17 protein-coding genes are annotated in these 20,417 nt (G+C 72.5%); 11 read left to right on the top strand and 6 right to left on the bottom strand.

Annotated elements, in window-relative coordinates:
* Positions 1-36: 36 nt before the first annotated feature.
* Positions 37-1,728: a phenylacetic acid degradation protein PaaN gene (paaN, locus tag ACFZDE_RS19050; protein ID WP_391200888.1), complete on the bottom strand. Its 1,692-nt coding sequence runs from the start codon at positions 1,726-1,728 to the stop codon at positions 37-39.
* 148 nt (positions 1,729-1,876) lie between these two features.
* Here paaN and ACFZDE_RS19055 point away from each other — a divergent pair, with 148 nt between their 5' ends.
* Positions 1,877-3,397, top strand: coding sequence for a 3-hydroxyacyl-CoA dehydrogenase (locus ACFZDE_RS19055; RefSeq protein WP_390998653.1), 1,521 nt, complete (start codon positions 1,877-1,879; stop codon positions 3,395-3,397).
* Entirely contained in the window at positions 3,394-3,984 is a 591-nt protein-coding gene (locus ACFZDE_RS19060; protein ID WP_390998656.1) for a TetR family transcriptional regulator, read from the top strand. The genes ACFZDE_RS19055 and ACFZDE_RS19060 overlap by 4 nt, the downstream gene beginning before the upstream one ends.
* A 2-nt stretch (positions 3,985-3,986) precedes the next feature.
* On the opposite strand, the gene ACFZDE_RS19065 is transcribed toward ACFZDE_RS19060, so the two are convergent.
* Positions 3,987-4,475, bottom strand: coding sequence for a winged helix-turn-helix transcriptional regulator (locus ACFZDE_RS19065; RefSeq protein ID WP_390999122.1), 489 nt, complete (start codon positions 4,473-4,475; stop codon positions 3,987-3,989).
* A 190-nt stretch (positions 4,476-4,665) separates the two neighbouring features.
* On the opposite strand from ACFZDE_RS19065, the gene pdhA reads away from it, so the two are divergent.
* The 6 genes from pdhA (at position 4,666) to ACFZDE_RS19095 (ending at position 11,768) form a co-directional block, all read left to right on the top strand.
* Positions 4,666-5,811 (top strand): pyruvate dehydrogenase (acetyl-transferring) E1 component subunit alpha, encoded by a 1,146-nt coding sequence (pdhA, locus tag ACFZDE_RS19070; protein ID WP_391200890.1) that lies wholly within the window; start codon positions 4,666-4,668, stop codon positions 5,809-5,811.
* Positions 5,808-6,812 carry a transketolase C-terminal domain-containing protein gene (locus ACFZDE_RS19075; protein ID WP_390998661.1) on the top strand — a complete coding sequence of 335 codons (1,005 nt, stop codon included), beginning with the start codon at positions 5,808-5,810 and terminating at the stop codon, positions 6,810-6,812. The genes pdhA and ACFZDE_RS19075 overlap by 4 nt, the downstream gene beginning before the upstream one ends.
* Complete coding sequence (locus tag ACFZDE_RS19080) at positions 6,812-8,236, top strand: 2-oxo acid dehydrogenase subunit E2 (protein WP_391200892.1); 1,425 nt, start codon at positions 6,812-6,814, stop codon at positions 8,234-8,236. Before ACFZDE_RS19075 ends, ACFZDE_RS19080 begins: the two co-directional genes overlap by 1 nt.
* A gap of 120 nt (positions 8,237-8,356) precedes the next feature.
* Positions 8,357-9,289, top strand: a complete 933-nt coding sequence (locus ACFZDE_RS19085) for an NTP transferase domain-containing protein (RefSeq protein WP_391200893.1) — start codon at positions 8,357-8,359, stop codon at positions 9,287-9,289.
* Positions 9,286-10,662, top strand: coding sequence for a molybdopterin-binding protein (locus ACFZDE_RS19090; protein WP_391200895.1), 1,377 nt, complete (start codon positions 9,286-9,288; stop codon positions 10,660-10,662). The genes ACFZDE_RS19085 and ACFZDE_RS19090 overlap by 4 nt, the downstream gene beginning before the upstream one ends.
* On the top strand, positions 10,659-11,768 hold the full coding sequence (locus ACFZDE_RS19095; protein ID WP_390998671.1) for an NAD-binding protein: 1,110 nt from the start codon (positions 10,659-10,661) through the stop codon (positions 11,766-11,768). The genes ACFZDE_RS19090 and ACFZDE_RS19095 overlap by 4 nt, the downstream gene beginning before the upstream one ends.
* A gap of 61 nt (positions 11,769-11,829) precedes the next feature.
* Here ACFZDE_RS19095 and ACFZDE_RS19100 read toward each other — a convergent pair whose 3' ends face one another.
* Both ACFZDE_RS19100 and ACFZDE_RS19105 read right to left on the bottom strand, forming a co-directional pair.
* Positions 11,830-12,678 carry an ABC transporter permease gene (locus ACFZDE_RS19100; RefSeq protein ID WP_390998674.1) on the bottom strand — a complete coding sequence of 283 codons (849 nt, stop codon included), beginning with the start codon at positions 12,676-12,678 and terminating at the stop codon, positions 11,830-11,832.
* Positions 12,675-13,694 carry an ATP-binding cassette domain-containing protein gene (locus ACFZDE_RS19105; protein WP_391200897.1) on the bottom strand — a complete coding sequence of 340 codons (1,020 nt, stop codon included), beginning with the start codon at positions 13,692-13,694 and terminating at the stop codon, positions 12,675-12,677. Before ACFZDE_RS19105 ends, ACFZDE_RS19100 begins: the two co-directional genes overlap by 4 nt.
* A 170-nt stretch (positions 13,695-13,864) precedes the next feature.
* Here ACFZDE_RS19105 and ACFZDE_RS19110 point away from each other — a divergent pair, with 170 nt between their 5' ends.
* Positions 13,865-14,854: a zinc-binding dehydrogenase gene (locus ACFZDE_RS19110; RefSeq protein ID WP_390998681.1), complete on the top strand. Its 990-nt coding sequence runs from the start codon at positions 13,865-13,867 to the stop codon at positions 14,852-14,854.
* A gap of 8 nt (positions 14,855-14,862) precedes the next feature.
* Here the strand turns inward: ACFZDE_RS19110 and ACFZDE_RS19115 are convergent, their stop codons facing one another.
* Positions 14,863-15,174: a hypothetical protein gene (locus tag ACFZDE_RS19115; RefSeq protein ID WP_390998684.1), complete on the bottom strand. Its 312-nt coding sequence runs from the start codon at positions 15,172-15,174 to the stop codon at positions 14,863-14,865.
* Positions 15,175-15,823: 649 nt separating this feature from the next.
* Between ACFZDE_RS19115 and ACFZDE_RS19120 the strand changes: the two genes are divergently transcribed.
* A complete protein-coding gene (locus tag ACFZDE_RS19120) occupies positions 15,824-16,363 on the top strand; it encodes a proteasome activator (protein WP_390998687.1) in 540 nt (179 codons plus the stop codon).
* Positions 16,364-16,466: 103 nt separating this feature from the next.
* Here the strand turns inward: ACFZDE_RS19120 and ACFZDE_RS19125 are convergent, their stop codons facing one another.
* Entirely contained in the window at positions 16,467-18,113 is a 1,647-nt protein-coding gene (locus ACFZDE_RS19125; protein ID WP_390998690.1) for a protein kinase, read from the bottom strand.
* 347 nt (positions 18,114-18,460) lie between these two features.
* On the opposite strand from ACFZDE_RS19125, the gene ACFZDE_RS19130 reads away from it, so the two are divergent.
* A complete protein-coding gene (locus ACFZDE_RS19130) occupies positions 18,461-20,050 on the top strand; it encodes a protein kinase (RefSeq protein ID WP_391200899.1) in 1,590 nt (529 codons plus the stop codon).
* Positions 20,051-20,417 lie beyond the last annotated feature (367 nt).

Consider the following 20,417-nt stretch of genomic DNA (forward strand, 5'->3'; position numbering starts at 1 on the left):
AGAACCCCCGGACCCCCAGGCGTCCCCGAGCTCCCGCTACGCGTCGCGGCGCACCTCGACCACCCGGAACCGATTGGCCACGAACGCCCCGTCGCACAGCGCAGCGCTGGCCGCCGGGTTGCCGCCGGACCCGTGGAAGTCGGAGAATGCGGCCGTCTGATTCACATACACCCCGCCCGTGAGGTTCAGCGACAGCTGTGCCGCCTCCTCCAGGCAGACCTCCCGCACGTCCTGCTCGACGTCCGGGTCGGTCGTGTACGCCCCGACGGTCATCGCGCCCTTCTCCCGCACGGTCCGCCGCAGCAGCTCCACCGCGTCGGACGCGGAGTCGACGGCGACGGCGAAGGACACCGGCCCGAAGCACTCGCTCATGTAGGCGGCCTCGTCGTCCGGCTTGGCGCCGTCCAGCTTGACGATCACCGGTGTGCGGACGACCGCGCCCGGGAAGTCCGGGTTGGTGATCTCGCGGGAGGCCAGGGCGACCTCGCCGAGGCCCGCCGCGGCCTCCAGGCGGGCCTTCACGTCCGGGTTGACGATCGCGCCGAGCAGCGCGTTGGCCCGGGCGTCGTCGCCGAGCAGTCCGTCGACGGACTTGGCGAGGTCCGCGACGACCTCGTCGTAGGACTTGGGGCCCTGGTCCGTGGTGATGCCGTCGCGGGGGACGAGCAGGTTCTGCGGGGTGGTGCACATCTGGCCGCTGTACAGGGACAGCGAGAACGCCATGTTGGCGAGCATGCCCTTGTAGTCGGAGGTGGAGTGGACGACGATCGTGTTGACGCCGGCCTTCTCCGTGTAGACCTGCGCCTGGCGGGCGTTGGCCTCCAGCCAGTCGCCGAACTCGGTGGAGCCGGTGTAGTCGATGATGCGGATCTCGGGGCGCAGGGCGAGGGTCTTGGCGATGCCCTCGCCGGGGCGTTCGGCGGCCAGCGCGATCAGGTTCGGGTCGAAGCCGGTCTCCGTGAGCACCTCGCGGGCGACCTGCACGGTGAGGGCGAGCGGCAGCACGGCGCGCGGGTGGGGCTTGACCAGGACCGCGTTGCCGGTGGCGAGGGAGGCGAACAGGCCCGGGTAGCCGTTCCACGTCGGGAAGGTGTTGCAGCCGATCATCAGGGCGATGCCCCGCGGGACGGGCGTGAACTGCTTGTTCATGGCCAGCGGGTCGCGCTTGCCCTGGGGCTTGGTCCACTCGGCGTTGTCGGGGGTGCGCACCTGCTCGACGTAGGCGTAGGCCACCGCTTCCAGGCCGCGGTCCTGCGCGTGCGGCCCGCCCGCCTGGAACGCCATCATGAACGCCTGGCCGGAGGTGTGCATGACCGCGTGGGCGAACTCGTGCGTCCGGTCGCTGATGCGCTTGAGGATCTCCAGGCAGACCATCGCGCGCTGCTCGGCGCCCGCGTCCCGCCAGGCGCGCTGACCGGCCTTCATGGCGGGCAGCAGCACGTCGAGGTCCGCGTGCGGGTAGGTCACGCCCAGGTCGACGCCGTACGGGGAGGTCTCGCCGCCCACCCAGTCGTCCGTGCCCGGCTGGCCGAGGTCGAGGCGGGAGCCGAGCAGGGCGTCGAAGGCGGCCTTGCCCGCCGCCGCGTCCAGGCTGCCGTTCTCCCCGTAGGCCTTGGGGTGCTCGGGGTGCGGGGACCAGTAGGCGCGGGTGCGGATCGCTTCCAGCGCCTGGTCGAGGGTGGACCGGTGCCGGGCGATCAGCTCGTGCGCCGAGAGTGCGGCGGTCATGGGTGACCATCTCCTCGTCTCAAGAACTCTTCGTCGAGTTCATGACCTGGGCAGGAACACTCGGACAGAGCTAGAGTAACCGAACGATCGGTCGGTTCAAGGGGGTCCGCCGCATCTGTGGAAAACCCCGTGCGGGAGGATCGCGCACATGACAGCACTCGACCTCAGCAGCCCCGTGGCCGTCGTCGGCACCGGCACCATGGGCCAGGGAATCGCCCAGGTCGCGCTGGTCGCGGGCCATCCGGTACGGCTGTACGACACCCTCCCCGGGCGGGCCCGGGAGGCGGCCGAAGCGATCGGTGCCCGCCTGGACCGGCTCGTCGAGAAGGAGCGCCTCAGCGACGCCGACCGGGACGCCGCCCGCGCCCGGCTGCTGCCCGCCGAGGACCTCCCCGAGCTCGCCGACTGCGCCCTCGTCGTCGAGGCCGTCCTGGAGCGGCTGGACGTCAAACAGGACCTGTTCCGGGCGCTGGAGGGCATCGTCGCCGACGACTGCCTGCTCGCCACCAACACCTCGTCGCTGTCCGTCACCGCCATCGGGGGCGCCCTGCGCAATCCCGGCCGGTTCGTCGGCCTGCACTTCTTCAATCCCGCGCCGCTGCTGCCGCTGGTCGAGGTCGTCTCCGGCTTCGCCACGGACGTCTCCTCGGCCACGCGCGCGTACGAGACCGCCCGCGCCTGGGGCAAGACACCCGTGGCCTGCGCGGACACCCCGGGCTTCATCGTCAACCGCATCGCCCGGCCCTTCTACGCCGAGGCCTTCGCCGCGTACGAGGCGCAGGTCGCCGACCCGGCCACCATCGACGCCGTGCTGCGCGAGTCGGGCGGCTTCCGGATGGGCGCCTTCGAGCTGACCGACCTGATCGGCCAGGACGTCAACGAGGCCGTCACCCGGTCGGTCTGGGAGTCCTTCTTCCAGGACGTGCGTTTCACCCCGTCCCTGGCCCAGCGGCGCCTGGTCGAGTCCGGCCGGCTCGGCCGCAAGACGGGCCACGGCTGGTACGACCACGCGGAGGGCGCCGAGCGCCCCGAGCCGGACACCGCCGAGCAGCGGCAGCCGCCCGCGTACGTCGTCGCCGAGGGCGACCTGGGCCCGGCGTCCGATCTGCTGGAGCTGATCCGCGAGGCGGGCATCCCGGTCCGTGACGACGGCGACGACGAGGACCAGGGGGCGTCCCTGCTCCTCCCGAGCGGCGGCCGGCTGGTCCTCGCCGACGGGCAGACCGCCGTGGAGTACCGGGACTTCGTCTACTTCGACCTCGCCCTGGACTACCGCACGGCCGGCCGGATCGCCCTGTCCGCCTCCCAGGACACCTCCCCGCAGGTCCTCGCCGAGGCCATCGGCCTGTTCCAGGCGCTCGGCAAGCGGGTCAGCGTCATCGGTGACGTGCCCGGCATGATCGTGGCCCGCACGGTCGCGCGGATCATCGACCTGGCGCACGACGCCGTCGCCAAGGGCGTGGCCACCGAGGAGGACATCGACACCGCGATGCGCCTCGGCGTCAACTACCCCCTGGGCCCCTTCGAGTGGAGCCGCCGCCTCGGTCGCACCTGGGCCCATGTGCTCCTGGACGACCTGCACCGGCGCGATCCCTCGGGCCGCTACGCGCCGTCCCTGGCCCTGTACCGCCACGCCCACGCCTCCGACTCGCGGGAGGGCACCTCATGACCACCGCCAAGCGCGACACCTACACCCCGGACACCCTGCTGTCCGTCGCCGTCCAGGTGTTCAACGAGCGTGGCTACGACGGCACCTCCATGGAGCACCTGTCGAAGGCGGCCGGCATCTCCAAGTCGTCGATCTACCACCATGTCGCCGGCAAGGAGGAGCTGCTGCGCCGGGCCGTGAGCCGGGCCCTGGACGGCCTGTTCGGGATCCTCGACGAGGAGCACGCGCGCGTGGGGCGTGCCTCGGACCGCCTGGAGTACGTCGTGCGGCGCATGGTCGAGGTGCTCATCGCCGAGCTGCCCTATGTGACGCTGCTGCTGCGGGTGCGCGGCAACACCGGCACCGAGCGGTGGGCCCTGGAGCGGCGCCGCGACTTCGACCACCGGGTCGCCGACCTGCTGAAGGCGGCCTCGGCGGACGGCGACGTGCGGGCCGACATAGAGGTGCGACTGGTGACCCGGCTGGTCTTCGGCATGATCAACTCGATCGTCGAGTGGTACCGGCCGGACGGCCGCGGGATGAACGAGCGCGAGGTGGCCGACGCGGTGGTCCAGTTGGCCTTCGGAGGTCTGCGCAAGAGCGGCTGAGCTCAGCCCTGCGGCTCCAGGTCCTCCTCCTCGAACACCAGCAGGGTGCGGGTGCTGAGCACCTGGGGGATCGCCTGGAGCCGGGTCAGCACCAGCTCGCGCAGTGCCCGGTTGTCGGAGACGTGGACCAGCAGCAGCACGTCGAAGTCGCCGCCCACCAGGGCGATGTGGGAGGCGCCGGGCAGTTGTCTGAGCTCTTCGCGGACCGTGCGCCAGGAGTTCTGGACGATCTTCAGGGTGATGTACGCGGACGTGCCCTGACCTGCCCGCTCATGGTTGACGCGGGCGCCGAAGCCGCGGATGACGCCGTCCTCGACGAGCCGGTTGATACGGGCGTAGGCGTTGGCGCGCGAGACGTGGACGCGGTCGGCGACGGACCGTATCGAGGCGCGGCCGTCCGCCTGGAGCATGCGCAGGATGTCCTGATCGATGGCGTCCAGGGGCCGCGGCGGCGGCAGCGCACCGGCGTCGTCGTCCTGCCGCTCGGCCATTTGTTCAGATGCCACCTGCGCCGACCTCCCTACCATGGACGTACTGCGTCCATCAGAGGCTGTGGAGAACCGTTTGTCCACAGCCTGGGGGCACCCATAGCCAAATTGTGCCGTCGACCGAACAATCGGTAGGTGAGGCGGGTCACAGCCGACGCGCCTCTTCGAGCCGCTCCCACGAGGAGGTGCCGTCATGACGGTCATGGAGCAGCGGGGCGCGTACCAGCCGACCCCGCCGCCCGCCTGGCAGCCCCGGACGGATCCCGCGCCGCTGCTGCCCGACGCCGAGCCGTACCGCGTCCTCGGCACCGAGGCGGCCGCGAAGGCCGACCCCGAGCTGCTGAGGACGCTGTACGCGCAGCTGGTGAAGGGCCGCCGCTACAACGCGCAGGCCACCGCCCTCACCAAGCAGGGCCGTCTCGCGGTCTACCCCTCCACCACCGGCCAGGAGGCCTGCGAGGTCGCCGCCGCGCTGGTGCTGAAGGAGCAGGACTGGCTGTTCCCGAGCTACCGCGACACCCTCGCCGTGGTGGCCCGGGGCGTGGACCCCGTCGAGGCGCTCACCCTGCTGCGCGGTGACTGGCACACCGGCTACGACCCCTACGAGCACCGGGTCGCCCCCCTGTGCACACCCCTCGCCACCCAGCTGCCGCACGCCGTGGGCCTCGCGCACGCCGCCCGCCTCAAGGGCGACGACGTGGTCGCGCTGGCCATGGTCGGCGACGGCGGCACCAGCGAGGGCGACTTCCACGAGGCGCTGAACTTCGCCGCCGTCTGGCAGGCCCCGGTCGTCTTCTTCGTGCAGAACAACGGCTTCGCGATCTCCGTGCCGCTGGCCAAGCAGACCGCGGCCCCCTCGCTGGCCCACAAGGCCGTCGGCTACGGCATGCCCGGTCGCCTGGTCGACGGCAACGACGCCGCCGCCGTGCACGAGGTGCTCTCCGACGCCGTACGCCACGCCCGCGCGGGCGGCGGCCCCACCCTCGTCGAGGCGATCACCTACCGCGTCGACGCCCACACCAACGCCGACGACGCGACCCGCTACCGCGGCGACGCCGAGGTCGAGACCTGGCGTGAGCACGACCCGATCCGGCTGCTGGAGCGCGAGCTGACCGGGCGCGGCCTGCTCGACGAGGCCGGCATCGAGGCCGCCCGCCAGGAGGCCGAGACCATGGCGGCGGCCCTGCGCGAGCACATGAACCAGGACCCCGTGCTGGACCCGATGGACTTGTTCAGCCACGTCTACGCCGAGCCCACCCCGCAGTTGCGCGAGCAGCGGGACCAGCTGCGGGCCGAGCTGGAGGCCGAGGCCGACACCGAGGGAGGCACGCACCGATGACCACCGTCGCCGTCAAGCCGGCCACCATGGCGCAGGCCCTCACGCGCGCGCTGCGCGACGCCATGGCCGCCGACCCCGCCGTGCACGTCATGGGCGAGGACGTCGGCACCCTCGGCGGCGTCTTCCGCGTCACCGACGGCCTCGCCAAGGAGTTCGGCGAGGACCGCTGCACGGACACCCCGCTCGCCGAGGCCGGCATCCTCGGCACCGCCGTCGGCATGGCGATGTACGGCCTGCGACCGGTCGTGGAGATGCAGTTCGACGCGTTCGCCTACCCGGCGTTCGAGCAGCTCATCTCGCACGTGGCCCGCACCCGCAACCGCACCCGCGGCGCGATGCCCCTGCCGATCACCATCCGCGTCCCCTACGGCGGCGGCATCGGCGGCGTCGAGCACCACAGCGACTCCTCCGAGGCGTACTACATGGCGACTCCGGGGCTCCATGTCGTCACGCCCGCCACCGTCGCCGACGCCTACGGGCTGCTGCGCGCCGCCATCGCCTCCGACGACCCGGTCGTCGTCCTGGAGCCGAAGCGGCTGTACTGGTCGAAGGACTCCTGGAACCCCGAGGAGCCCACGCCCGTCGAACCCATCGGCCGCGCGGTGGTGCGGCGCTCGGGCCGGAGCGCCACGCTCATCACCTACGGGCCGTCCGTACCCGTCTGCATGGAGGCGGCCGAGGCGGCCCGGGCCGAGGGCTGGGACCTCGAAGTCGTCGACCTGCGCTCCCTGGTGCCGTTCGACGACGAGACGGTGTGCGCCTCGGTGCGGCGCACGGGACGCGCGGTCGTCGTCCACGAGTCGGGTTCCTTCGGGGGCCCGGGCGGGGAGATCGCGGCCCGGGTCACGGAGCGCTGCTTCCACCACCTGGAGGCGCCGGTGCTGCGGGTGGCCGGGTTCGACGTGCCGTACCCGCCGCCGATGCTGGAGCGCCACCACCTGCCCGGTGTGGACCGGATCCTGGACGCCGTGGGGCGCCTGCAGTGGGAGGCCGAGAGCTGATGGCACAGGTGTTGGAGTTCAAGCTGCCCGACCTCGGCGAGGGGCTCACCGAGGCGGAGATCGTGCGCTGGCTGGTGGAGGTCGGTGACGTCGTCGCCATCGACCAGCCCGTCGTCGAGGTCGAGACGGCCAAGGCGATGGTGGAGGTGCCCTGCCCCTACGGCGGTGTCGTCACGGCCCGCTTCGGCGAGGAGGGCACCGAACTGCCCGTCGGGGCGCCGCTGATCACGGTGGCGGTGGGGGAGCGGCCCGCCGACGGCGCCGAGAGCAGCGCCACCGAGGGCTCGGGCAACGTCCTGGTCGGGTACGGCACCTCCGAGGCACCCGCGCGGCGCCGCCGGGTACGCCAGGAGCGGCCGGTGTCCGGCACGCCCGCGAACAACGGGCCGACCGACGGCACCGGACCGATCGACACCGGCGCGGCAGCGGTGAACGGGCGAGCGGGCGGGTCCCCGGCCGCGGTGAACGGGCAGTCCGGCGGATCCGGGGCGGACGACGGTCCCGTCCCCGTGATCTCGCCCCTGGTGCGTCGGCTGGCGCGGCAGAACGGCCTGGACCTGCGGGAGCTGACCGGGTCCGGCCCGGACGGGCTGATCCTGCGGGCGGACGTCGAGTACGCCCTGCGCGCGGCGGACCGGGGCGCCACGGCGGCACCGGCGGCCGAGCCGCACCCGCGCGTGCCGCAGGCCACGGGTCCGGCCCTCGCATCCCGGTCCTCCGCACCGGCCGCCCCCGGCGAACTCCGCACCCCGCTCAAGGGCGTCCGGGGCGCCGTCGCCGACAAGCTGGCGCGCAGCCGCCGCGAGATCCCGGACGCCACCTGCTGGGTGGACGCCGACGCCACGGAGCTGATGCGGGCACGCGCGGCCATGAACGCCGCCGGGGGTCCGAAGATCTCCCTCCTGGCCCTGCTGGCCCGGATCTGCACCGCGGCCCTCGCCCGCTTCCCCGAGCTCAACTCCACGGTGGACGTGGCGGCCAGGGAGATCGTCCGGTTCGACCATGTGCACCTCGGCTTCGCGGCGCAGACCGACCGGGGCCTGGTCGTCCCGGTCGTACGGGACGCGCACGCGCGGGACGCCGAGTCGCTGACGGCCGAGTTCGCGCGGCTGACCGAGGCGGGCCGCACGGGGACGCTGACACCGGGCGAACTCACCGGCGGCACCTTCACGCTGAACAACTACGGCGTCTTCGGTGTCGACGGCTCCACGCCGATCATCAACCACCCCGAGGCCGCCATGCTCGGCGTCGGCCGCATCGTCCCCAAGCCGTGGGTGCACGAGGGCGAGCTGGCCGTGCGGCAGGTCGTGCAGCTGTCGCTCACCTTCGACCACCGGGTGTGCGACGGGGGCGTGGCGGGCGGCTTCCTGCGCTACGTGGCGGACTGCGTGGAGCAACCGGCGGTGCTGCTGCGGACGCTGTGATTCCTGTTCGTCACCGCTTCCTTGTCCGCCCGGCGTCCGTTTCCCCGTCCGCGTCGGTGCTCTTGATCGCGTTGCTTCCCCCGCGTTCCGTGTGATCGCGGGGGCACGCATACTCGGGGGGTGACCGCCTTCGAGTCCCCGGGTGAACCCGGCCCCGCCCGGTACGACGCCGTCGTGCTCGCCGGCGGTGCCGCCCGGCGCCTGGGCGGCACCGACAAACCCGGTGTGCGGGTGGGCGGACGGCCCCTGCTCGACCGGGTGCTCGCGGCCTGTGCCACCGCGCGCACCACCGTCGTCGTCGCCGCGCCCCGACCGACCGCACGGCCCGTGACCTGGGCCCGCGAGGACCCGCCCGGCGGCGGACCGCTCGCCGCGCTCGACGCCGGACTGCGCCACACCACGGCCGAGCACGTCGTGGTGCTCTCCGCCGACCTGCCGTTCCTTCAGGGGACGACCGTGGACCGCCTGCTGGGCGCGCTGCGGTCGAGCGGCCACGACGGCGCGCTGCTGACCGACTCCGGCGGCCGTGACCAGCCACTCGTGGCCGCCTACCGGGCGCCGCGGCTGCGGGCGGAGCTCGCGCTCCTCGCCGAGCGGCACGGCGCCCTCGCCGGTCTGCCCCTGCGGCGGCTGACCGCCGAGCTGGACCTCACCCGCGTCCTGGACCCCGTCGCGTCCTTCGACTGCGACACCTGGGACGACATCGCCACCGCCAGGGCACGTATCAGGGAGCATGGGCACGTGTTGGATGAATGGATTTCCGCCGTCAAGGACGAACTGGGGATCGACCTCGAGGTCGACACCCGCGGCCTGCTCGACCTCGCCCGCGACGCCGCCCACGGGGTGGCCCGTCCCGCGGCGCCGCTGACCACCTTCCTCGTCGGCTACGCGGCCGCGCAGTCCGGCGGCGGCCCCGAGGCCGTCGCCGAGGCCGCCCGCAAGGCCGCGGCCCTCGCCGCCCGCTGGGCACAGGAGAGCACCTCCGAGGCCGAGCCCTCCCCCGGCGGCCCTCCGGGCGACGTCGCCCCCGGCACCCGCCCGGACGCCGGATGACCCCGCACGGCGCCCGTGCCGGTGAGGACGCCGAGGACCTGGACGTGGAGGAGGTGCTCGCCCTCGTGAGGAACAGCAACGGCGACCACCTGTCCGACTCCGCCGCCCGAGGTGAGGACGGCAGCGCCCGTACCCCCCAGCGGCCGGACCCCGGCACCCGCCCCCGCGCCACCCCCTGGCCCGAGGCGCGGGCCCGCGCCGAACGCGCCGGCCGCGACGCCGCCCGGGCCGCCCGCCGCGAGCCCGTCTCGGCGCCTCTCGACACCGCCCTCGGCCTGACCCTCGCCGAGCCGCTCGACGCCCTCACCGACCTGCCCTCCTTCGACACCTCCGCGATGGACGGCTGGGCGGTCTGCGGCCCCGCCCCCTGGCGCGTGCGGGACGAGGGCGTCCTCGCCGGGCACGCCGCGCCCCCCTCCCTCACCGACGGGGAGGCCGTCCGCATCGCCACAGGTGCCCGCATCCCCCCGGACACCACCGCGGTCCTGCGCAGCGAGCACGGCCGCACCGACGACAAGGGACGCCTGTTCGCGACCCGGGACGTCGTCCCCGGCCAGGACATCCGCCCGCGCGGCCAGGAGTGCCGCACCGGCGACCAGCTCCTCGCCGTCGGAACCCTCGTGACCCCGGCCGTCCTCGGGCTCGCGGCTGCCGCCGGCTATGACGCCGTCACCGCGGTCCCCCGCGCCCGCGTCGAAGTCCTGGTCCTCGGGGACGAGTTGCTCACCCAGGGCCTGCCCCGCGACGGCCTGATCCGGGACGCGCTCGGCCCCATGCTGCCGCCCTGGCTGCGCGCGCTCGGCGCCGACGTCACCGCCGTCCGGCGCATCCGCGACGACGCCGACGCCCTGCACCGGGCCGTCACCGCCTCCGACGCCGACGTCCTCCTCACCACCGGCGGCACCGCGGCCGGCCCCCTCGACCACGTCCACCCCACCCTGCACAGGATCGGCGCCGAACTCCTCGTGGACGGCGTCGAGGTGCGCCCGGGCCACCCCATGCTGCTGGCGCGCATCGCACCGGCCCAGCACCTCGTCGGCCTGCCGGGCAACCCGCTCGCCGCCGTCTCCGGGCTGCTGACGCTCGCCGAGCCGCTGCTGCGGATCCTCGCGGCCCGCCCGGCCCCGGAGCCGTACACGATGCCGCTGCGGGACGCCGTGCACGGGCACCCGCACGACACCCGGCTGGTCCCCGTCGTTCTGCGCGGCGACGAGGCGGTGCCGCTGCACTACAACGGCCCCGCCATGCTGCGCGGCATCGCGGCGGCCGACGCGCTGGCCGTCGTGGAGCCGGGCGGCGCACGCCCCGGGCAGGAGGCGGAACTGCTGGACCTGCCCTGGGCGTCCGCAGGAATCGGGGTGTGTTTCACGTGAAACTTCCGGGCCAGGACGCGATCGCCCGCCAGGCCGACGAGCATCTGGTGACCTATCGGGTGAAGCTCCCGAGGAAAGTGGTGGAGCACCCGTTCCGCCAGGTCGCCAAGCGGCTCTCCATCGCCCTGCTGGTGCTCGTCGTCACCGCGCTGATCGTCTACGCCGACCGGGACGGCTACAACGACAACGCGGGCGGCGGCGTCGACCTTCTCGACGCCTTCTACTACGCGACCGTCACCCTCTCCACCACCGGTTACGGTGACATCGCGCCGGCCAGCGACGCCGCTCGGCTCACCAACATCCTCCTCATCACGCCCCTGCGCGTGCTGTTCCTGATCATCCTGGTCGGCACCACCCTCGAAGCTCTCACCGAACGCACCCGGGAGGAGTGGCGACTGACCCGCTGGAGGTCCACGTTGCGTGATCACACCGTTGTCATCGGCTTTGGCACCAAGGGCAGGTCGGCGATCCGCACCGTCTGCGCGACGGGCCTCAAGAAGGAGCAGGTGGTCGTGGTCGACCCCAGTTCCAAGGTGGTCGACGCCGCGACCGCCGAGGGTTACGCGGGCATCGTCGGGGACGCGACCCGCAGCGAGGTGCTCAAGCGGGCCGAGGTGCACAAGGCGCGTCAGATCATCATCGCGACCCAGCGCGACGACACGGCGGTCCTGGTGGCGTTGACGGCCCGGCAGCTCAACCGCGGGGCGAAGATCGTGGCCGCGGTGCGCGAGGAGGAGAACGCGCCGCTGCTCAAGCAGTCCGGGGCCGACGCGGTCATCACCAGCGCCAGCGCCGCCGGCCGGTTGCTCGGCCTCTCCGTGCTGAGCCCCTCCGCGGGCATGGTGCTGGAGGACCTCATCCAGCAGGGCACCGGCCTCGACCTCGTCGAACGGCCGGTCGTCAAGGCCGAGGTGGGCAAGACGCCGCGGGAGGTCTCCGACCTGGTGGTGAGCGTCATACGCGGTCACCGGGTCCTCGGCTACGACGATCCCGCCATCGGCACGCTGGAGCTGACCGACCGGCTCATCACGATCGTGCGCAAGACCCCGGCCACCCAGGTCGCGCCGGACATCCGCCCGATGCCGCCGATGCCCCGCAACACCTGAGCCGACCCGCGACCACCGCTACAACCTGATGCCCCGCGACAGCGCCGCGGGGCATCAGGGGCTACTTCCGGTTGTACAGCCGCATCGTGACCGGCCCGAAGACCAGCACGAACAGGCCCGCCCAGCCCAGCGACCAGGCGACCTCGCCGGCCGGCCAGTCCCCGCCCATCAGACCGCGCACCGCCGACGCCAGATGGGTGATGGGGCTGTTGTTCACGAACGCCTGCAACCAGCCCGGCATGGTCCTCGGGTCCACGAACACGTTGGACAGGAACGTCAGCGGGAAGATCACCATCATGCTGACGCCCATCACCGACTTCTCGGTGCGCAGCATCAGCCCGAACATCGTCCAGATCCACGAGAAGGCGAACGAGAAGACCACCAGCAGGGCGATCCCGGCGAGCACACCGGCGACCCCGCCGTCCGGCCGGTAGCCGAGGATCATGCCGACGGTGAGCATCACCACCGAGGCGATCGTGTACCGCAGGGCGTCGCCGAGCAGATAGCCGACCATCGTCGACGGCCGCCAGATCGGCAGGCTGCGGAACCGGTCGAAGACGCCCTTCTCGATGTCGGTGTTCACGGAGACACCCGTGTACATCGTGATCATCACGACCGACATCACGAGGATGCCCGGCAGCAGGAACTGGATGTACTCCTTCGGCGAGCCGGCCAGCGCCCCACCGAACAGGTACGTGTACATCAGCACCATCATGATCGGGAACGCCGTGACGTCGAAGAGCTGCTCCGGCACGTGCTTGATCTTGAGGACGGCCCGCCAGCCGAAGGTCATCGAGGCCGACCACGCGCTGGGCCGCGGCGGCCGCTCCTTGGCGACGAGCAGGGCGGCGAGCGACTCGGCGCTGACCGGGGCGAGCTCTTTGCTCTCGGTGGTCGTCGCGGTGCTCATGCCGCCACCTCGTCCTTCGGGTTGTCGGAGCGGTCGGCGGATGCGTGCGTGTCGTGTCCGGTGAGGGCGAGGAACACCTCGTCCAGGCTGGGCTGGCCCAGCGAGAAGTTGTCGACGGTGATCCCGGCGCGGGCCAGCTCGCCCAGGGCGCGGGAGGCCTGCTCGGCAGCGGAGTCGTCGCTCGCCGCCGTACCGAGGCGGGCGGTGAGGGCGACCGGGTCGGGCTCCGGCTGCACCCGCGCGTCCAGGACGCGGCACAGCAGATCGGCCGCGAGGTCGCGCTGGTCGGGGTCGCGCAGCCGCAGATGCACGGACCCGGCCCCGACGGACGACTTCAGCTCGCCCTTGGTGCCCTCGGCGATCACCCTGCCGCGGTCGATGACGGCGATCCGGGACGCCAGCTGGTCGGCCTCGTCCAGATACTGCGTGGTCAGCAGCACGGTGGTGCCCTGGGCGACCACGGCCCGCACGATGTCCCAGACCTGGTTGCGGCTGCGGGGGTCGAGGCCGGTGGTCGGCTCGTCGAGGAACAGCAGGTCGGGGGTGTTGAGGATGGACGCGGCGATGTCGATACGGCGCCGCATGCCGCCCGAGTAGTGCTTGACCTGCTTCGCGGCGGCCTCGGTGAGGCCGAAGGCCTCCAGGAGCTGGGCGGCGCGCTCCCGGGCGGCCTTCTTGTGGTGGCCGAGCAGCCGGCCCAGCAGGACCAGGTTCTCGGTGCCGGTGAGGTCCTCGTCGACCGAGGCGTACTGGCCGGTGAGGCTCACCCGGCCGCGCACCTCGTCGGCCTCGCGGACGATGTCGTGGCCGAAGACATGCGCTTCGCCGCCGTCCGGCCGCAGGAGTGTGGCGAGCATCTTCACGGTGGTGGTCTTGCCGGCGCCGTTCGGGCCGAGGACGCCGTAGACCGTGCCCGCGGGCACGGACAGGTCGACGCCGTCGACGGCCCTCGTCTCGCCGAACGTTTTGACCAGGCCCGCGGTCTCGATCGCCAGGCCGGACATCTGCGTGCTCATGCTTCGGGTCCTTCCGCGTGCTTGGGCTACGCATGGAGAGACCTTCACCGTCGCGCAAACTCATCGGTCACGCATACGGATTTTCGACGGCACCGGACGAATGGCGTAGGGGCGAGGGTCCAGGGACGGAAGGGGACTCCGCCCGGGGACCGAGGAGTACGGTCCCCTGTATGCATGCGATCACGATTCCCGAACCTGGTGGGCCCGAGGCGCTGGTCTGGGACGAGGTCCCGGACCCCGTGCCCGGCGAGGGCGAGGTCCTGGTCGAGGTGGCGGCCGGCGCCGTCAACCGGGCCGACATCCTGCAACGGCAGGGCTTCTACGAACCCCCGCCCGGCGCGTCCCCCTACCCCGGTCTGGAGTGCTCCGGACGGATCGCCGCGATCGGCACCGGCGTCTCGGGCTGGAACGTCGGCGACGAGGTGTGCGCGCTGCTCTCCGGCGGTGGCTACGCCGAGAAGGTGGCCGTGCCGGCCGGGCAGCTGCTGCCCGTGCCCGACGGCGTCGGCCTGACGCAGGCCGCGGCGCTGCCCGAGGTGGCCTGCACCGTCTGGTCGAACGTCTTCATGGTGGCCCACCTGCGGCCCGGCGAGACGCTCCTCGTGCACGGCGGCTCCAGCGGCATCGGGACCATGGCCATCCAGCTGGCCAAGGCGGTCGGCGCGCGGGTGGCCGTGACGGCCGGTACGGAGGACAAGCTCCGGCGGTGCGCCGAACTGGGCGCCGACATCCTGGTCAACTACCGCGAGCAGGACTTCGTCGAGGAGGTCAGGAAGGCCACGGACGGCGCCGGGGCCGATGTCATCCTCGACAACATGGGCGCCAAGTACCTGGAGCGCAACGTCAAGGCCCTGGCCGTCAACGGCCGACTCGCGATCATCGGGATGCAGGGCGGCGTGAAGGGCGAGCTGAACATCGGCGCCCTGCTGGCCAAGCGCGCCGCCATCAGCGCGACGTCGCTGCGCGCCCGGCCCCTGGAGGAGAAGGCGGCCATCGTGGCGGCCGTCCGGGAACACGTCTGGCCGCTGTTCACCGGCGGCCATCTGCGCCCGGTCGTGGACCGCGAACTCCCGATGCCGGAGGCCGCCGCCGCGCACCGTGTGGTGGAGGAGAGCGGCCACGTCGGCAAGGTCCTGCTGATCGCCCCGAAGGCCGGCTGACTCCGGTCCTACACCCGTCGCAGCCGCAGTGCGAAGAAGGCCAGGCCCAGGCCGAGGCCGATCAACAGCAGGCCGCTGCCCAGGGGCAGGATGCGCAGCACCTGGCCGGTGGGGCGTTCGGCTGCCGCCGCCTCCCGCACGGGCTGCTCCGCCGGGGCGGAGGGCTCGGGGACGGTCTCTGGCGGCTCCTGGGGGACGGCCGTGGCGTCCGTGACGCCCGGCCCCTCCTCGGCGTCCTCCGGCCGTCCCGGCCGCACCCGGCCCTCTCCGGCCCGGCTCCCGGCCCGCGAGGGCTCACCGGCGCCGGATGGGTCCGCCACGGCGGACGGGCTCGACGACGCCGCCCGGAGCGTCGCATCCGTCCGGGCCGACGGTGCCGCCAGGGGCGGGGGAGCCGGGCGGGACGGAGCGGCCCAGGAGGAGGGCGCGTCCCCGGGCGACGGTGCCGTAGGGCGCGCGGGGTCCGACGGCGTGGGCTTGGCGGGCCTGGTGGCCTCGGGCGTCCGGGAAGCGGTGCGTCCCCACCTCGTGCCCGCGCCCGTCGGCCCCTCCTCTTCCGCCGTCCTTTCCCCCTCATGCGCGGGGACAGCCCCGTAGGACGGGACGGATCCGTACGGTGAGACGACCGCGCCCGCCCCCAGGGCGAGCACCAGTGCCGCCGCCCGCAGTGCGCGTAGCCATGGAGTCACGGGGGTGACCCCCTCCCGCCGCGTGCCCGTGGGGCGACTACGGCAAGTTCGGTCATATCGAGGCAATCAGCCTCACACCGCTCCCGGCATCCGGCACCCCGGGTGCGGCCGACGGACGGAATGCGATCGCGCAGGCGTCTGCTCCACGTCACCCGCGAGGAGGAACGGCCCGGCCGGGAGCAACCCGGAGCCCGATCGATTCGTCTCCTCCGGCATGGTGGATCAGCCTCCCCGGGGGGCACCACGGAGGTGAGGTGCAGGCGTGCGAGAGAATGGCGGCATGGAGATGCCGAGGAACGAAAGGTCGCCGGAGAACCCGCAGATCCTGGTCGTGGGCCAGGACGGCATGGCGCTCGGTGGCGGCAGCGCAGACGAGGACTCCCGCGAGACCCCGGTCACGGAGCAGGTGGAGCAGCCCGCGAAGGTCATGCGGATCGGCAGCATGATCAAGCAGCTGCTGGAGGAAGTACGCGCGGCTCCCCTGGACGAGGCCAGCCGGGTGCGGCTGAAGGACATCCACGCCAGCTCGGTGAAGGAGCTGGAGGACGGTCTGGCGCCCGAGCTGGTCGAGGAGCTGGAGCGGCTCTCCCTGCCCTTCACGGACGAGGCGACCCCCAGCGACTCGGAGCTGCGCATCGCGCAGGCCCAGCTCGTCGGGTGGCTGGAGGGGCTCTTCCACGGGATCCAGACGACGCTGTTCGCCCAGCAGATGGCGGCCCGCGCCCAGTTGGAGCAGATGCGCCGCGCCCTCCCGCCCGGGATCGGCGACGGCCCCGACGAGCAGCACCCGGGCGGCCGGACGGGCGGCCCGTACCTGTAGACGTCCCCAGGCCGCACGAAGCGAACGGGCCCGGCAGCGGAAGCTGCCGGGCCCCTGTGCGTTCGGGTACCGCGTGTGTCCGGGGACGGGACGGAGCGGGACGTCAGGACGGCGGGTTGCCCGTCGAGACGCTGAGCTCGATCTCCGGCATGTCCTCCGGGTCGACGTCGGTGCCGGCGGACGGGAACTGGTTCATGACCGTGCCGTCGCCGTAGGTGTTCTCGTCGACCTGCTTCTCGTCCAGCTCCCAGCCGGCCGCCTGGAGACAGGCCTTGACCGACTTGATGTTCTTGAACTTGAAGTCCGGGATCTGGATCTTGTCGGGGTCGTTGTACGACTCCCGCGGCTCCGTGCACTCCTCGGTGTCGATCGTCTTGGTGGTGTCCGGCCCGCGGTAGCCGGGCTTCTTCTCCGCCGAGGCCGAGGCGCTCGCGCTGCTGCCGCCGCCGCCCTTGACGTCCTCGCCGCCGCCGTTCACCAGCAGCGCCGTGACGAGGCCGCCGACGGCGACGACCGACACGATGATCGAGCCGATGATCACCGGCCTGTTGTTCCGGCCGCCGCCGGAGGAGGCCCCCGCACTCTGGGGCGACAGGTTGTACGGCGGCGGCGTCGACGGGCCGGGCTGCGGGGAGTAGGCCGCCGGGGCCGGCGTCTGGTAGCCGCCCTGCTGCGGATAACCGTAGGCCGGGGTCGGCCCCGCCGGGGCGGGGGTGCCGTACGGGTTCGGGGGCGGGGTCGGCTGGTACGGGGTCTGGACCGGGCCCGACGGCGTCGGGGTCGCCTGGTCGACCGGAGGGAACACGGCCGAGCCGACACCGGAGCCGCTCGGGGCCTGGGTGCCCGGCACGATGCTCGGCGGCGCGGCGCTGAAGGACGCCGCCACCCGCAGGCATTCGTCGCGCATGGCCTCGGCGCTGGGGAAACGCTCGTTGGGGTTCTTCTTCAGCGCACGGGCGATCAGCGCGTCCACGGCCGGGGGCAGCGAGCGGTTGATGGAGGACGGAACCGGCGGCTCCTCCTGCACGTGCGCGTACGCGATGGCCAGCGGCGAGTCCGCCTCGAACGGCAGCCGCCCGGTCACCAGCTGGAAGAGCATGATGCCGACCGAGTACAGGTCGGAGCGGGCGTCCACACCGCGGCCGAGGGCCTGCTCGGGCGAGAGGTACTGCGGGGTGCCGACGACCATGCCGGTCTGCGTCATCGACGTCACGCCGGACTGCATGGCGCGGGCGATGCCGAAGTCCATGACCTTGACCACGGCCCGCTTGGTCATCATCACGTTGCCGGGCTTGATGTCGCGGTGGACCAGGCCCATCTCGTGGCTGATCTCCAGCGCGGCGAGCACGTCCGCCGTGATCTTCAGCGCCTTGTCGGCGGGCATCGCGCCCTGCTGGCGCACGTCCTCGTCGAGGACCGAGCCGAGCGGGCGGCCCTCGACGTACTCCATGACGATGTACGGCGTCGTCATGCCGTCGAGGGTGTCCTCGCCGGTGTCGAAGACCGACACGATGTTGGTGTGCGTGAGCTTGGCCACGGACTGGGCCTCGCGGCGGAACCGCTCGCGGAAGGCCTGTTCGCGTCCGAGATCCGTGTGCAGTGTCTTGATGGCGACCTGCCGGTCGAGCACGCTGTCGTACGCGAGGTGCACCGAGGCCATGCCGCCCTGGCCGAGGAGATCGCGCAACTGATAGCGACCACTGGCGAGCGCCCGCCCTGTGTACTGGCCCTGTGCGCCGTCCTGGCTCATGTTCCCTGTCCCCCGTAGCCCCCGCAGGCGCCGCCGACTGTCGCTGATCCGTCGTTGATCCAAACCGCCATTCCCGGCCAAGTCTGCCCCAGGGCACTGACACGTCAAGCTCGGTGCCCGTTCCGTGACCGTACGCGAAAGAAGCGTCGCGTAAGCGTTACAGGGGGCGTACGGGCGGCACACGGAATTTGCACGACAGTAAGCGGTGAAGGTTTCATGGCCGGTCCGTCTCGTGCCGGTCCCGGCGTCCCTTCCCGGACCGGAGGCTTGCGCGGAGGCTGTAGCGTGGCCGACGGAGACCGTAACAACACCGCGCGCACCGCGGGCAGAAACGACGGCGAGGACTGATGGCACAGCAGCAGCGCGCTCAGGGCCCGTCCGACCCCGAGGCGACTGGCGGCGGCATGTCGGACGCGCCGGAGCTCTGGGGTAACGGCGGGTTGGTCGGGGACGGCCGGTACCGGCTGACCCGCAGACTCGGCCGGGGCGGCATGGCCGAGGTGTTCGCAGCCGAGGACGTCCGTCTCGGACGCACCGTCGCGGTCAAGCTGCTCCGCTCCGACCTCGCCGAGGACCCGGTGTCCAAGGCGCGCTTCACGCGCGAGGCCCAGTCGGTCGCCGGTCTCAACCACCACGCGATCGTCGCCGTGTACGACTCCGGCGAGGACTTCGTCGGCGGCCAGTCCGTGCCGTACATCGTCATGGAGATCGTCGAGGGCCGCACGATCCGCGACCTGCTGCTGAACGCGGAGGCCCCGGGCCCCGAGCAGGCGCTGATCATCGTGTCGGGCGTCCTGGAGGCGCTCGCCTACTCGCACCAGCACGGCATCGTGCACCGCGACATCAAGCCCGCGAACGTCATCATCACGCACAACGGCGCCGTGAAGGTGATGGACTTCGGCATCGCCCGCGCCCTGCACGGCGCGTCGACCACGATGACGCAGACCGGCATGGTCATGGGCACCCCGCAGTACCTCTCCCCCGAGCAGGCGCTCGGCAAGGCCGTCGACCACCGCTCCGACCTGTACGCGACGGGCTGCCTGCTCTACGAACTGCTTGCGCTGCGCCCGCCGTTCACCGGCGAGACCCCGCTGTCGGTGGTCTACCAGCACGTCCAGGACATCCCGACGCCGCCGTCCGAGGCGTCCGACGCCTGCCCGCCGGAGCTGGACGGCCTGGTCATGCGCTCCCTCGCCAAGGAGCCCGACGACCGCTTCCAGACGGCCGAGGAGATGCGCGGGCTGGTCCAGTACGCGCTCCAGATGCTCTACGACCAGGGCGGCCACACCGGCACCTGGAACACCGGCCCGGTCGACATGCACGACGGCCGGCACACCCCGTCGGGCGGCTTCGCCGGCACGGCCGTGATGGGCCACCCCGGGGACGCCTCCGGCACCACGCAGATCCCCGCGCCGATCCTGCCCGGCGGCTACGGCAACGGGGACGACGGCGGCTTCGAGGGCCACGGCAACAAGGGCAGCGGCCGCGGCAAGCTGTGGATCCTGGCCGTGCTCGCGGTGATCGCCGTCGCCGCCGGTGTGGCGCTGGCCCTGCAGAACACCGGCGGCGGCAAGGACGACCCGAGCAAGGAACAGTCGCCGACCACCTCGCAGACGACCGAGAAGAAGACGCCCAGCGAGACGCCGAGCGACGACGAGACCGGCGAGCCGACCGACACCACCACGGACGACGGCACCGGGACCGGCGCGGGCAACGGGGAGTGGACGCCCTCGTACAGCCCGTCCACCGCCCCGTCGCAGAGTGTCTCCCCGCCTCCCTCCGGGGACCCGTCGGGCGATCCGCCGACCGAGGACCCGACGGAGGACCCGACGGACCCCGAGCCCTCGGCCTCGCCCCCGCCCACGGGCGACACGGGCGACACCGAGGGCACCACGACCGGCGTCGTCGGCGGCCCGGGCGGCGAAGAGGACACCTGATCCGACCGTACAAGCGCATGATCCACGCGCGCGTGGGACCCGGGAACGGGACCCACGCGCGCGTGCCGTTTCGGGCGCGCCGAAAAGTTGACCCTTCCCGTGACCTGGGTCACCGGGTTAACGTGCGGTAGCTCCGGCCTCCTGCAAGGCTGTGACCAGGGCCCCTTCCACGCCTCCCCGATTTACTTGGATATCCAAGCAAAATCGCAGGTCAGAGGGGGTTTCACAGAAATGTGGCGCACTGGGTAACGTGCTTTCTGCAGGGCGCTCGCCGGGGCACCTGTCACGCCTGTTCCCGGCCGAGTGGCACCCACCCCGTGCCCCGCGGGCCGAGAACAGGTGAGCCGCACTGGCCTACCGGCAACCC

The organism is Streptomyces sp. NPDC007929 (genome assembly GCF_042959065.1).
Lineage (GTDB): Bacteria > Actinomycetota > Actinomycetes > Streptomycetales > Streptomycetaceae > Streptomyces.